We start from the raw sequence: 13,291 nt of genomic DNA on the forward strand, positions 1-13,291 counted from the left end.
CGAGCCAGGCATGGGCAACAATGGTTCCGCGGTAACCGCAGCACAAGCCAGACAATCAACCGCCCGCCTTTGGCTCGACGCCAAGGCGGGCCTTTTTGCGCTTCGACTGGCTAAGGCTCTGCGGTGCGTACAACTACGCAGATTTGCGTCGCGACAAATGGCTTAACGGCGTTTCAGCGCCTTCAGAAACCGGTTCAGCTGTCAGGCCATCATTTGTCGACCCGTCTTCCACCCGGTCATGCTCGAACTGCCGGGCGCCAGGCAATGGTTGCAACCAGTGTTCGCGGCGGTTGACCCAGAGCTCATAATTGGGCTCCAGTCCTTCGGTGGGGACCTCATCGAGGCTGCCAATTGTCACCTCCACCTCATTCTCACGAACCAGCGGAACCCGGCCGCCGCAGGTTGGACAAAAGCTTCTGTCGCCATAGCTGCTGACGATACCCGTCGTTTCAAACGCCTCGAGCGGCCACACCGCGAACGCCGAAAAAGTCGACCCACTGGCCTTGCGGCAGTCCTTGCAATGGCAAAGGCCAATCCGAAAGGGATCTCCCGTCACCGAAAACTGGATGCCGCCGCAAAGGCAGCTGCCGCTTCGCCTTGTATCATTGGGCATGACCGCTCCTCCGTCTTGTTGGGCATCACACCGCTACACCTCGCAGCGCCATGCGCAGAATCAATTCACGCGGAGCGCAAGGGTTCCGCATTGCCTCGCGCAGTGCATTTTCTGGCGCGCGCAGTTGGCTCCGTCAGTTCGGGAAGTCGAACACCGGCTCCCGGCACCAATAGACGCGGCATTGCCCATCACGTGTTGGAACGGAGGCGGCGACCGGCACCTCCGGCCAGTCGCAGTCGTTGCCGAATTGGCGGACGTAGCGATCGTAAGTGTTTTGGCCGGTCGTCAGCACCGCCGAGTGATGACTCTGGATCAGACGCTGGGTCTCATCGCAGGTCATCGTGCGCGTGTCCGGTCGCGCGTAGGCCGTGGTGGTTGCGGCAAACAACGCTGTTCCGACGATCCATGCGAGCCTTTGGAATCTCATGGCGGCTTTATACTAGAACACCGCCAGATATTTCAGCAGCGAAATGATGCCGATAATGATGACGACGATCTGTGCGATCTGTCTGGTGCGGCCGTCGAGCGGCAGGCGCTGAACGAGATAGAGCACCAGGATGATCACCAGAAAGGTGATCAGAATGCCGATAAGTACCGATGACGCCATGTCCCTCACTCCGTTTGGCTATATCTGAAAAAGAGTATGCAGCGGCAAACGCTCCGACCGGCAATTGGTTCCTGTCAGCGCGAGCCTGCCCGGTTACAGCAAGGCCGCGAAACTGCGTTCCGCGGCCTTAAGCTGATGGTGATCGCAGCTTACTTGCCGCAATGGTTGTCGTTCACCGTTGGCGACACAGTTCCCGGCGACTTAGCGTTGGCGTCGGGCTGGGCGCCCTGCGGGCTGGCGGCACAGTTTTCATCGGCATTCGAGTTTAGCGCGCCGTTCATGCCGTTGGTGCTGTAGGTTGCGCTCGGATCAACGGCGTTGGGATCGGCCGGATCGGGCGTGACCACAACCGATTTGCCGCTGCCACCGCCGTCAGCGCTCTGCGCCATCGCCGAGGTCGCCAGGCCGACGGTAAGGGCTGAAGCTGCAAGGATTTTCATAAACATGGTGTTTCTCCATTTTTCGAAACTCGTCGCATTGCGACCTAGCGGGGAACCGCTCGGGTTGACGAAGGTTCCGACAAAGTTGACCTGGGTTGCGCTTGGTGGTCGGCATTTTTGCGCGAGCCCCGAAATCGACGCCGCCCGCGTACGAAATCGCCCTTCCGCAGGAGAACAACGGTCGCTCTAAGGGTGCGACGGGAACCGAAACCTCGCGCGTGCATTTCAGCTATTGCAGCAAGCTGCAAAAACTCGAGCATGCAGGGGAATTCGTGGCAGGGGAATATGCTGATGTCGTCCAACAGCTGGAGCCTGGAATTCCAGGAGTCTCCTCTGCCCATTTGATGGAGGCGTTGCCCGTTGCCGTCTACACAATCGACAAACAAGGCCGTATCACATTCTTCAACGAGGCCGCGGCTGATCTGTGGGGGCACAGTCCTGTAATAGGCAAAGACCTTTGGTGCGGCTCCTGGAAGCTGCGACATCTCGATGGCCGGCCGATGGCGCATGGCGAGTGCCCAATGGCAATCTCCATGCTTGAAGGACGCGATATTCCGTGGGATCAAGCGATTGCGGAGCGACCGGACGGTGAACTTATTCCGTTCAGAGCCCACCCGCGCCTGCTTCGCGACGAATCGGGCGAAATTGTCGGCGCCATCAACACGCTGCTTGACCTGCGCACGCAGACGCAGGCCGACGAGGCGCGAATGCGACTTGCCGCGATTGTCGAATCGTCCATGGACGCAATCGTTTCGAAGGACATCAACGGCATCATCACCAGCTGGAACGATGCGGCCCAACATTTGTTCGGCTACACGCCCGCTGAGGCAATCGGCCGGCCGGTGACGATGCTCATTCCACCCGAGCGCCTCGGCGAGGAGGAGTTGATCATCTCGCGCATACGTGCCGGCGAGCGTGTGCCATCATACGAAACCATGCGCCGGCGCAAGGACGGCAGCCTCGTCCCGGTCTCGCTGACCGTCTCGCCGGTTCGCGACGGCATTGGGCGTATCATCGGCGCTTCCAAGATCGCACGCGATATCAGCTCCCACAAGGAGAGCGAGCGTCGCATCCGTCTGCTTATGCGCGAAGTCAACCATCGCGTGAAGAACCAATACTCGGTCATCATCTCGATGATCCGCGAGACCACCAAGTCGGCGGGCACGCCGGCCGCTTTCCTCGAACAGGTGCGAGAGCGCATCACGGCGCTTTCGGATTCCCATGATCTCCTGGTGGAGGCAGAATGGCGGGGCGCCACCGTCGGCGACCTGATCCAGGCGCAGCTCAAGGCGTTCGCGGCGCAGGATCGTCTGTCGATGGCTGGACCGGTGATCACGCTTCAGCCGAATGCCGTCCAGTATCTCGGTATCGCCTTCCACGAACTAGCCACCAATTCGGCAAAGCACGGAGCGCTGTCGCGCCACGGCGGACGAGTCGAAATCGAATGGGATACGGCACCGGCGACCGACGGCACCGATGTTTTTCGCTTGATCTGGCGTGAGCTGGGTGGGCCGACCATGGGCGGGATCACGCGCCGCGGTTTTGGATCTGTGGTCCTCAAGCGGGTCGCGCCACAGGCCGTCGGCGGTACCGGACAGTTGGATTTTGACGAAGAGGGTGTGGTCTGGACGCTCGAAGCGCCGCTGCGCTCCGTCCAAACATCTTTCGCCGATATGGCGCTCGATTGAAGGTAACAATCGTTCTGCCGCGTGATTCTGCCATATCGAGAGAAGGCTCGGTCGATGGAAAATGACGAACAGGCCCGGAAGATGGGCGAAGAGGCTTTCCTGGCAAGCGCATTGGCCAAAGAAACCGGCATCACATTGGACGAGGCGCGCAGCCTCATTGAGATGATCGGCACTGACCGCAACTCCTTGTTGCGCGAGGCGCGAATACTGAAGAACAGATAAGGCAGGCCGATTTGCCGGCTGATGGTGCGGCTATCCCTCCAGCATGGCACTTCGGGTATGGCTATCGATGGCGTCGACACTGTCGTCGCCAGGCAGTTCATGCCGATTTTCCGGCAATGGGTTGAATCTCCCCGCTTCGATGGCGGTCAGCCCATCGAATTCCATGACAGCGCCGTAGAGTTGCGCCACTTGCATCACGAGGCGCTCGACGTCTTCGAGCGCGATGTTCTCGTCCAGATTGCGCACTCGCACTTCCTCGGCGACCGTCGCGATATTGATTATTCCCCGGGACCGAAGGGCGGCCAGGACCTGTGAGTTGAGGTCCTCCCGCAGCCGATCCGAATATCCGTAGCGCATGGAAAAACCTCCCTTTGAGATGGTTTATCCCTCCTCATCAATATGCGCCGGTCATCGTCGAATGACAAGTAAAATATTCAAAATTATCAAAATAAATCAATTAGTTAGTAGGTGGTGCATGGTGTGCAACCGACGCTTCACTCTCATCGTTGGTCTTGGATGTGAGTTACCAATTAGGCGTTCTTGACGCATCGTGCGGAGACTCCTAATTATGCTCCTATTGAGCCACATACTAACTAGTTGTATTTTTGGTTCTGGCGGTTGGAGCGCAAAATGGCCGAACTCGAACGACCCGAGCGACTGCAGATCATGCTGACGGCCGAGGAATTGGCTGCCTTGGAGAACTGGCGCTTCGAAAAGCGCATGCCAAGCCGGTCCGCGGCGGTGCGGGAACTGCTGCGGCGCGGCCTCGATGCCGACGGATTCCTGACTGCCGGGCAAGGAGCAAAGTCGCAGGACTTTGGAATTCTGGGCAGCAGCGCGAATGGCGGACAGCCGGGCGAATAATCCGGCGGCGACTAACATCAATCGGAAATGCCGCTATCAAATATGTGCGGGTGTGTGGCGGAAAACGCACGCGGCTCACTCGCAGCGGGATACTTACCGCTATGGCTGCAAGCCCGCTCCGGTTCGCCGGGGCGGGCTTTTTTCGTTTCCGGGAGATTTGCGCACCGGCACGTCGAACCGGAACATGCTGGGCGTCTCACAGCAATCTTGTCGGGATTGTTTTGAGATCAGTTCAAGTGTCCCGTCCGCCACACTCCAGACAGGCGACACTGTGACCTGGGCAGCTGAGCTGATGTGTCCCCCCGGGGCAGCAATGTCCGTTCGAACTCATCCATCGGGCGCAAACAAAGACCTTGCGGGCTCCTTGGCAGCGCGGACATTCCATCGGGCGCGCCTGCAAGGCCTCGTTCTCCGAAACACGGCATTCCCTTTCGAGAATCTGGACCATCTGAAAACCCCAAGGCCGAAACACGGCTAAGCTATTCATACCCGGAAAGGATAAATTAGAATTTAATTATATAAGCCACGACCTTGGCAACAGCGAAGTTTCGCGGACGGCAGCTCACGGCAGGCCGCTGCGCTTGTCTTAATCCCGGCCGTGTCAGGGACAAGCTCCAGCCGCTCCCGGCGCTGGTCAGCCCGCGATTTGCCCACCGATTTTCACATCCGGATCGTCATCGGCGCTTTCGCTTTGCTGGAGCGGCGTTAAAGCTGCGCGGCAAATGCCTGAGCGGAAACAATCCATTCCGGCGTCGGTTCGTTTAAACGGGGATGGTCTGCCAATGACATTGATGGGCGCGGCGGCATTGCTGGTTCTCATCCTGACCTATGCCGGCGTCGCCATCGGCCGCATCCCGGGCCTGCGTCTCGACCGGGCAGGGATCGCCTTGCTCGGCGGTGCTGCGATGATCGCCATCGGCGCGCTCAGCATGGAAGATGCCTATCGCGCCATCAACTTCGACACCATCACGCTGCTGCTCGGCATGATGATCGTCGTTGCGCACCTGAAGGTCTCGGGCGCCTTTCGCGCTCTCGGCGCCTACGCTATCGAGCATGCGCACGCGCCATTTATGCTTCTGGTGATGGTGACGTTCCTGACCGGCGTGCTGTCGGCCTTCCTGGTCAATGACGCCATCTGCCTGGTGATGGCGCCGATCGTCGTCCACGTCACCCGCGTCATCAACCGCAATCCCATCCCCTACCTGATCGCCACCGCCACCGCATCCAACTGCGGCAGCGTCGCCACCATCACCGGCAACCCGCAGAACATGGTCATCGGCGCGCTGTCGGAAATTTCCTATCCGGCCTTTTCGGCCGCGCTTGCGCCGGTCGCCCTGTTCGGCCTCGTCGCCGTCATCGTCATCGTGCGCGTCGTCTACCGCACCGAATTCGCGCGCAGTGCCGAACTCAGCCCGGAAGTCTATCGCGGCCGCATGCTGCCTGGTCAGGTGCTGAAGGCAGTAATTGTCTGCATAGGCCTGGCGGCCGCATTCTTCGCCGGCGTTCCGGTCGCCAAGGCGGCACTCATCGGTGGCGCCATCCTGTTGCTCACCCGCGCCATCAAGCCCGCACGCATATATCGCGAGATAGACGGGCCATTGCTGTTCATGTTCGCCGGCCTGTTCATTGTCGTCGCCGGCGCCGAGAAAACGCTGCTGACGCCCGATATCATTGCTTTCGCCAAGAACCTTGGCCTGGACGACGTCTGGCGGCTGTCCGGCTTCACCGCTGTGCTTTCCAACATCATGAGCAATGTTCCGGCGGTCCTGGCGCTGAGGCCGTTCATACCCGGCCTGGAAAACCCCGAGCGCGCCTGGCTGGTGGTGGCGATGAGTTCGACGCTGGCCGGCAACTTCACCTTGCTCGGCTCGGTCGCCAATTTGATCGTCGCCGAGCAGGCGCGGGCCGCCGGCAAACAGCTGTCCTTTTCAGCTTTCTTCAAGGTCGGCGTGCCGCTAACGCTGCTGACCCTTGCTGCCGGCACGGCTTGGCTGGCTGTTGGATTCTAGGAGATGGTCGCTGACACCAACCGTGCCCGAACCAGCGTTGCAGCGGCATGTCCCGCCGCCTCGACATAATCGGGGTCGCGGTGGATCAGCATGATCGAAAAGGCGCCGTCCATCAAAAGCACGATTTCACGCGCCAGGGTCTGCGGCTCGTCGACGCCGTAACCGGAGAGTTCGCCGGTCAGCCAGGTCTCGAAGTTCTTCTTGTGCCGTGAGCCGGCCTTGACGGCGGGATGTCCGGGCATCGAAGCGAGTTCGGCTGCCGTGCGCAGGAAGCCGCAGCCTTTCCATTTCGGGTTCTTCGCCACACGCGCCAGATTGATGAAGATCGCCTCGACCTTGCGCTCGACATCGCCTTCGGCCGCTTCGAACCAGCCGGCCATTTGCTTGATGTTCGGCTGGTCGCGACCGTCGAGATAGGCGGCGATCAAATCGTCCTTGCTCTTGAAGTGATAGTACAGCGTGCGCTTGGTCAGCCCGGCTTTTTCGGCCACTGCATCGACGCTGACGCGGCCGATCCCTTCGGCATAGAACAGCTTCGTTGCGGCATCGACAAGGCGTTTGCGGGTAGGGTTCGGCACTTCGCTCATCGAGAAAGTATACCGACTAGTGAATATACATACAATCGAAAGCCTGATCCTTTCCGTTGATAAACGCAGGAAAGGGAAGAGACATGACCGAGCTTGTGCTCACAGAGGCCCGCAGCGGGATCGCCATCCTCACACTCAATCGTCCCGAAAAGCTCAACGCCTTGAACTATGCGCTGATCGATCGCCTGCTCGCGCTTCTTGATGCGATCGAGACAGACGATGCCATCCGCGCCATCATCCTCACCGGAGCTGGAGAGCGCGCCTTCTCCGCCGGCGGCGACATTCACGAATTTTCAGGCAGCGTGGCCAACGGCGCCGACGTCGCGCTGCGCGACTTCGTCCTGCGCGGACAGCGGCTGACGGCAAGGCTGGAAGCGTTTCGCAAACCTGTCATAGCCGCCGTCAACGGCATCGCCTTTGGCGGCGGCTGCGAGATCACCGAAGCCGTGCCGCTCGCCATCGCCAGCGACCGCGCCTTGTTCGCCAAGCCTGAGATCAACCTCGCAATGCCGCCCACCTTCGGTGGCACGCAGCGGCTTCCGAGACTGGCCGGGCGCAAGCGGGCGCTCGAACTGTTGTTGACCGGCGATTGGTTCCCGCCGCCGCGCGCCCTCGAACTCGGCCTTGTCAACCAGGTGGTGCCGCACGAGGAGCTGATGCCGGCCGCGCTCGATCTCGCCCGACGCATCGTCGCGCACTCTCCTGCTGCAATTGCCTCGATCCTCACCGCAGTGGCGCGCGGCTTAAACCACAGCATAGCCGAGGGTTTGCTGGTCGAGGCCGAGCAGTTCGCCCGCATGGCCCCGACCGCCGACCTGCGCGAAGGCCTCGACGCCTGGATCGAACGGCGCAGGCCCGCCTATGATGGCTCATGGGCCCATGTCACGCGGCCGGACGAGGCAAGGCGGACTTCGCTGCGGCTCGACCGCGCCGGGCAGGATGGCGCTCCGCAGCCATCCATACCGCGATCGAAGTCGGGATAACGACGGCACGAAACGGGACTGACGCGATGGCAGCCGGTTCGGCGATCTTGCCAGCGCTAGGCCGTCACCAGAGGCGTCGTCTGTATCCGAGCGGCCGCCGCCAGGAGGTCGGTCTGCGTGATCAGGCCCAGGATCCGGCGCTCGCTGTCAATGATCACCACGGCATGGCTGCGCCCGTCGGTGAGCACGGGAAGCAGGCTCATTGCCGGTGTGTCGGGGGAGGCGGTGCCGGCGTTCGACATCACGCCATTCACCGTTTCGGTGGCTCTCGTCAATTCGCGAAGGCCGACGGCGCCGACCAGCCTTGCCTCCGCGTCGACCACCGGCAAGGTGCGGATGTTGTGGTCCAGGAGTTGCTTTCGCGCCTGATCAGGCGAGGCGTGCTCAGGCACCGACACCACGTCGCGGGACATGATGTCGGCGCACAGCAATGTCCGGTGCGTGCGGACCATGGCCTGCAGTTCGACCTGGCGCAGCACCAATTCGAGATCGCTGCGGTCGATGTCGAAAGTCTCGTCCAATGCACCAAGCGCGGCATCGATATCCTCGGGCCGGAAGCCGACGCGCTGCACAGCCGGCGGGTCTCCCGTTCCATGGCTGTTGGCGGCAGGGGCGGGCCGGTGCGGGTAGCTGCGTCGCGACAGCCTGTGGAAACCATAGCCGAGTGCGACCAGAATGATGGAATTCAGCGCCACCGGCACGAAGGGAAACAGGAAGCCGGCGCTGGTCACCGCCGGTCCGCCGAGGACGGCGGTCAACGCGGCGGCCCCGCCCGGCGGATGCAGGCAGCGGGTGAACGACATGGCGGCGATCGCCAGCGCCACGGCCATGCCCGTGGCGAGAGCCGGCTCGTGCACGAAATGCGCAACGATCACGCCGATCAGCGTGGATATGGTGTTGCCGCCGATGATCGACCATGGCTGCGCCAGTGGGCTCGCAGGCACCGCAAACAGCAGCACCGCCGACGCGCCCATCGGCGCCACCAGCAGCGGCACATGCGGGCCGTTGCCGAGCACCAGCGCGCCGATCGCTCCGGTCAGCGCAATGCCGATCATCGCGCCGATACAGGCGATGAGGCGTTCACGCAGCGTCGCGCCGGCGAGAATGGGGACAAAGAGACGAAAGGCCATGGCAAGCTCAGTCTGGCTGGAAGTTGCGGCTCGAAGCGCCTTGCAATGCGGGCTGACTGCCCGCTTTGAAAGTCAATCCAATTCGAAAAACCGCATACTGGGGAAATAACATTGCGCACGGCCGAGCAATGAGCGGCTTTGCGACATCGGGCGTCTCACAACGCTTCCCAGCCAGTCTTTTCAGGCCTTTGGGCCGGTTTGCGGATTCAGCTTGGTAGGTTGCGGTTCATGCCGCCGCGGCAGCGGTCAGTCCGCGCAGGATGTCGGCCTTGAGGTCCTCGACGTCCTCGAGCCCGATCTGCAGGCGGATGAGTGGGCCTTCATAGGGGCCTTTGGCGACGGTGCGATCGCCGAGGAAGACCGGCACGGCAAGGCTTTCATAGCCGCCCCAGGAATAGCCGAGGCCGAAGATCTTCAGCGCATCGAGGAAGGCGTGCTGCTGTTTCTGGCCACCCCCCTTGAGCACAATGGAAAAGATGCCGCTCGAGCCGGAAAAATCGCGCTTCCACACCGCGTGATCGGGATGGCTGGGAAGCGCCGGGTGCAGCACGCGTGCCACGCCGGGCTGGCTCTCCAGCCAGCCGGCAATGGCGAGCGCGCTCTTTTGATGGTGATCCAGCCGCACGCCCATCGTGCGCAGGCCGCGCAGCACTTGGTAGACGTCGTCGGGACCGGCACAGCAGCCCATTGTGTAGAACGTCTCGCACAGCTGTTTCCAGCAGTCGGCATTGGCTGACGCTGCGCCCATCAGCACGTCGGAATGTCCGGCGGGATATTTCGTCGCCGCATGGATCGAGATATCGACGCCGTGGTCGAGCGGGCGGAAATAGAGCGGCGTCGCCCAGGTGTTGTCCATCATGACGATGGCGCCGGCCGCATGCGCCGCCTTGACGATGGCCGGGACGTCCTGCACCTCGAAAGTGTTTGAGGCCGGCGATTCCGTGAACACGACCTTGGTGTTGGGCTTGATCAGCCCGGCGATGCCGGCGCCGGCATATGGATCGTAATACTCGACCTCGACGCCCAGCCGCTTCAGCATCGTGTCGGCGAAATTGCGGGTCGGATGATAGACGGAATCGACGATCAAAACGTGATCGCCCGCCGACAGGAAAGCCAGCAGCGGAATGGTCACCGCCGCCAGGCCCGACGGCACGATTATCGTGCCGGCCGAGCCTTCCAGAGCGTCGATCGCATGCGCCAGCGCGTCGGTGGTCGGCGTACCGCGCGTGCCGTAGGTGTATTTCTGGCTGCGCGCGGCCATCGTCGCGGCATTGGGGTAGAGCACGGTCGAGGCATGCACGACCGGCGGATTGACGAAGCCGAAATAGTCGTGCGGGTTGTTGCCGGAATGGGCAAGCCGCGTGTTGATGCCCAGTTCGCTGCCGTCTGTCGCCATGGTTCGCCGCCTGTCAAAGGATGTAAGGAGATCAGCCATAAAGCGGTGGCAAAGCCCGCGCAACAGCCGTGGACCCGCCAAGCGGTGGGTTTAGATGGGCCAATCCATCGCGGTTCGCGCCTCCAACAAAGCATCGCTGCGGTGACGGCTGAGTCAGCCGCGAGCTATGGACTTGTGCGGCTGCTTCTTTGACTGATTTGTTTGCACGGGTTGCCGATTTCCTGGTGCTCTTGTGTGCATTTCAGGCATTCGCGGCAATTGGTTTTCAAAGCTGTCGTGAATCGGTCATTTCCCTTGACCTCACAGGAATAATCGCCTTCGATGCAGTTCGTGAATGGGAGGGGCCGGGCGTCGGTTACGACGCGGGGTTCCGGAATGCACCGGATGGGAGCCGGGTTCACACGGGAAAAAGATCAGGATTTGCCTGAGGATCAGGGTTTACCTGAAAAACAGAAAAGGGTCTGTGGGTTATGAAACACATTGCAATTGGCATTCTCGGCGCCGCTGCGCTTGGATGGATGGCTTCGGCTGCGTCGGCGACCACCCTCGACGACGTCAAGGCGAAGGGCTTCATCCAGTGCGGTGTCTCGACTGGTCTGGCCGGTTTCTCGGCGCCTGACGACAAGGGCGACTGGAAAGGCATCGATGCTGATTTCTGCCGCGCTGTCGCGGCTGCCGTCTTCGGCGACGGCACCAAGGTCAAGTTCACCCCGCTTAGCGCCAAGGAGCGCTTCACTGCGCTGCAGTCGGGCGAGATCGATATCCTGTCGCGCAACACCACCTGGACCATCAATCGCGATACCGCGCTCGGCCTGAACTTCATCGGCGTCACCTACTATGACGGCCAGGGCTTCATGATCAACGCCAAGAAGCTGCCGGGCGTCAATTCGGCGCTGCAGCTTTCGGGCGCGGCGGTCTGCGTGCAGAGCGGCACCACGACCGAGCTCAACCTCGCCGACTACTTCAAGGCGAACAAGATGGAGTACAATCCGGTCGTCTTCGAAAAGCTGGAAGAGGTCAACGCCGCCTATGACGCCGGCCGCTGCGACGTCTACACCACCGACCAGTCGGGTCTCTACGGCATCCGCCTGACGCTCAGCGCGCCGGCCGATCATGTCGTGCTGCCCGAGATCATCTCCAAGGAGCCGCTCGGTCCGGCCGTCCGCCAGGGTGACGACCAGTGGTACCACATCGTCAAGTGGACCTACTTCGCGCTGTTGCAGGCCGAGGAACTCGGCATCACCCAGGCCAATGTCGAGGAGCTGAAGACCTCGGACAACCCGGAGATCAAGCGCGTGCTCGGTCAGGAAGCCGAAACCAAGATCGGCACCGACCTGGGTGTGTCCAATGACTGGGTCGTCAACATCGTCAAGGCAGTTGGCAATTACGGCGAGATGTTCGAGCGCAATGTCGGCACCGGCAGCCCGCTGAAGATCGCGCGCGGCATCAATGCGCTGTGGACCAAGGGCGGCCTGCAGTACGCGCCACCGATCCGCTGATCGAAATGTGATCCGGAAGGCAGATCGTCTGCCTTCCGGTTTCTCTTTCCAGGGGATGGTCCAATGGCGTCACAGGAAGTTCTTCGCGAGGAGCCGAGCCGGGGTTCCTTCATCAACGATCCAAAAGTCCGCGGGATTTTTTTCCAGGCGGTGGTTGTCATCTTGCTGGTGGCGGGCGTCTGGTGGATCGTCCACAACGTTATCGAGAATCTGCAGCGCCTGCATATCGCTTCCGGGTTCAGCTTCCTGAAAAACCGAGCCGGGTTCGACATCCCAGTCAGGCCCATCGCTTACACTTCGGACTCGACCTATGGCGATGCCATCATTGTCGGGCTGATCAACACCATCATCGTCGCCGCCGCCGGCATCGTCACCGCGACCATCATCGGCTTTGTCGTCGGTATCGGCCGCTTGTCGCGAAACTGGCTGATTCGCAAGATCTGCACCGTTTATGTTGAGGTGTTCCGCAATATCCCGCCGCTGCTGGTGATCTTCTTCTGGTATTCAGGCGTGCTGGCGGTGCTGCCGGCGCCTCGCGACAGTTTCAATTTGCCGTTCGGCTCTTTCCTCAACCAGCGCGGCTTCTATTTTCCACGGGCTATCTGGGGCGAGGGCTCCTGGCTGATCTTCGTCGCTTTGCTTGTCGGCATCGCCATGGCGTGGTTCGTAGCCCGCACGGCGCGCCAGCGGCAAATGGCGACCGGCCAGCAATTTCCGGTGTTGTGGACTTCGCTGGCGCTGATCGTCGGCCTGCCATTGCTGGCCTACGCGCTGAGCGGCTTTCCGCTGAGCTTCGATTTTCCCAAACAATCGACCTTCAACCTGACCGGCGGCTTCCAGATCGGACCCGAGTTCCTGTCGCTCTATCTGGCGCTGTCATTCTACACGGCTTCCTTCATTGCCGAGATCGTGCGCGCCGGCATTCTCGGCGTCAGCAAGGGCCAGACCGAGGCGGCTGGCGCGCTTGGGCTGCGGCCGGGATCGATCCTGCGGCTTGTCGTCGTTCCTCAGGCCATGCGCATCGTCATCCCGCCGCTGACCAGTCAGTATCTCAATCTGACCAAGAACTCGTCGCTGGCCATCGCCATCGGCTACCCGGACCTGACGGCAATCGCCGGCACCGTGCTGAACCAGACCGGCCAGGCGGTCGAGGGCGTGCTGATCATGATGGTGGTCTACCTCATAATCAGCCTGGTGACCTCGGCGGTCATGAATGTGGTCAACGCCAGGATGGCGCTGGTGGAGAGGTAAGG

The 13,291-nt window shown here is 61.4% G+C and carries 15 protein-coding genes; 7 read left to right on the plus strand and 8 right to left on the minus strand.

The annotated features are described in order from the left end of the window. Window positions 1-133: 133 nt before the first annotated feature. The 4 genes from AC04SH_RS24685 to AC04SH_RS24700 all read right to left on the minus strand — a co-directional run bounded on the left by AC04SH_RS24685 (window position 134) and on the right by AC04SH_RS24700 (window position 1,666). Window positions 134-613, minus strand: coding sequence for a GFA family protein (locus AC04SH_RS24685; RefSeq protein ID WP_488577025.1), 480 nt, complete (start codon window positions 611-613; stop codon window positions 134-136). Window positions 614-746: 133 nt separating this feature from the next. Next, window positions 747-1,040: a hypothetical protein gene (locus AC04SH_RS24690; protein WP_488577026.1), complete on the minus strand. Its 294-nt coding sequence runs from the start codon at window positions 1,038-1,040 to the stop codon at window positions 747-749. Window positions 1,041-1,052: 12 nt separating this feature from the next. Then, entirely contained in the window at window positions 1,053-1,220 is a 168-nt protein-coding gene (locus AC04SH_RS24695) for a Thivi_2564 family membrane protein (protein ID WP_023694668.1), read from the minus strand. 149 nt (window positions 1,221-1,369) lie between these two features. Continuing rightward, a complete protein-coding gene (locus tag AC04SH_RS24700) occupies window positions 1,370-1,666 on the minus strand; it encodes a hypothetical protein (protein ID WP_488577027.1) in 297 nt (98 codons plus the stop codon). 338 nt (window positions 1,667-2,004) lie between these two features. On the opposite strand from AC04SH_RS24700, the gene AC04SH_RS24705 reads away from it, so the two are divergent. Together AC04SH_RS24705 and AC04SH_RS24710 are read left to right on the plus strand one after the other, a co-directional pair. Beyond that, window positions 2,005-3,348, plus strand: a complete 1,344-nt coding sequence (locus AC04SH_RS24705; RefSeq protein ID WP_488577063.1) for a PAS domain S-box protein — start codon at window positions 2,005-2,007, stop codon at window positions 3,346-3,348. A 54-nt stretch (window positions 3,349-3,402) separates the two neighbouring features. Further along, window positions 3,403-3,570: a hypothetical protein gene (locus AC04SH_RS24710; protein ID WP_488577028.1), complete on the plus strand. Its 168-nt coding sequence runs from the start codon at window positions 3,403-3,405 to the stop codon at window positions 3,568-3,570. A 30-nt stretch (window positions 3,571-3,600) separates the two neighbouring features. Here AC04SH_RS24710 and AC04SH_RS24715 read toward each other — a convergent pair whose 3' ends face one another. After that, a complete protein-coding gene (locus AC04SH_RS24715) occupies window positions 3,601-3,927 on the minus strand; it encodes a hypothetical protein (RefSeq protein ID WP_488577029.1) in 327 nt (108 codons plus the stop codon). A 273-nt stretch (window positions 3,928-4,200) separates the two neighbouring features. Between AC04SH_RS24715 and AC04SH_RS24720 the strand changes: the two genes are divergently transcribed. Together AC04SH_RS24720 and AC04SH_RS24725 are read left to right on the plus strand one after the other, a co-directional pair. After that, window positions 4,201-4,434 (plus strand): hypothetical protein, encoded by a 234-nt coding sequence (locus tag AC04SH_RS24720; RefSeq protein ID WP_477236337.1) that lies wholly within the window; start codon window positions 4,201-4,203, stop codon window positions 4,432-4,434. A 782-nt stretch (window positions 4,435-5,216) separates the two neighbouring features. Next, window positions 5,217-6,443: an anion transporter gene (locus AC04SH_RS24725; protein WP_488577030.1), complete on the plus strand. Its 1,227-nt coding sequence runs from the start codon at window positions 5,217-5,219 to the stop codon at window positions 6,441-6,443. On the opposite strand, the gene AC04SH_RS24730 is transcribed toward AC04SH_RS24725, so the two are convergent. After that, window positions 6,440-7,030 (minus strand): TetR/AcrR family transcriptional regulator, encoded by a 591-nt coding sequence (locus AC04SH_RS24730; protein WP_488577031.1) that lies wholly within the window; start codon window positions 7,028-7,030, stop codon window positions 6,440-6,442. The two genes, AC04SH_RS24725 and AC04SH_RS24730, sit on opposite strands and share 4 nt — an antisense overlap. 83 nt (window positions 7,031-7,113) lie before the next feature. Here AC04SH_RS24730 and AC04SH_RS24735 point away from each other — a divergent pair, with 83 nt between their 5' ends. Next, window positions 7,114-8,013 (plus strand): crotonase/enoyl-CoA hydratase family protein, encoded by a 900-nt coding sequence (locus AC04SH_RS24735; RefSeq protein WP_488577032.1) that lies wholly within the window; start codon window positions 7,114-7,116, stop codon window positions 8,011-8,013. Window positions 8,014-8,069: 56 nt separating this feature from the next. Here the strand turns inward: AC04SH_RS24735 and AC04SH_RS24740 are convergent, their stop codons facing one another. Together AC04SH_RS24740 and AC04SH_RS24745 are read right to left on the minus strand one after the other, a co-directional pair. Next, entirely contained in the window at window positions 8,070-9,143 is a 1,074-nt protein-coding gene (locus tag AC04SH_RS24740) for an HPP family protein (RefSeq protein ID WP_488577033.1), read from the minus strand. A 226-nt stretch (window positions 9,144-9,369) separates the two neighbouring features. After that, on the minus strand, window positions 9,370-10,539 hold the full coding sequence (locus tag AC04SH_RS24745; protein WP_488577034.1) for a cystathionine beta-lyase: 1,170 nt from the start codon (window positions 10,537-10,539) through the stop codon (window positions 9,370-9,372). Window positions 10,540-11,009: 470 nt separating this feature from the next. Between AC04SH_RS24745 and AC04SH_RS24750 the strand changes: the two genes are divergently transcribed. Then, complete coding sequence (locus tag AC04SH_RS24750) at window positions 11,010-12,038, plus strand: amino acid ABC transporter substrate-binding protein (RefSeq protein WP_352590233.1); 1,029 nt, start codon at window positions 11,010-11,012, stop codon at window positions 12,036-12,038. A 63-nt stretch (window positions 12,039-12,101) separates the two neighbouring features. After that, window positions 12,102-13,289, plus strand: a complete 1,188-nt coding sequence (locus AC04SH_RS24755) for an amino acid ABC transporter permease (RefSeq protein ID WP_488577035.1) — start codon at window positions 12,102-12,104, stop codon at window positions 13,287-13,289. Window positions 13,290-13,291 lie beyond the last annotated feature (2 nt).

This window comes from Mesorhizobium sp. CNPSo 4688 (assembly GCF_057784295.1).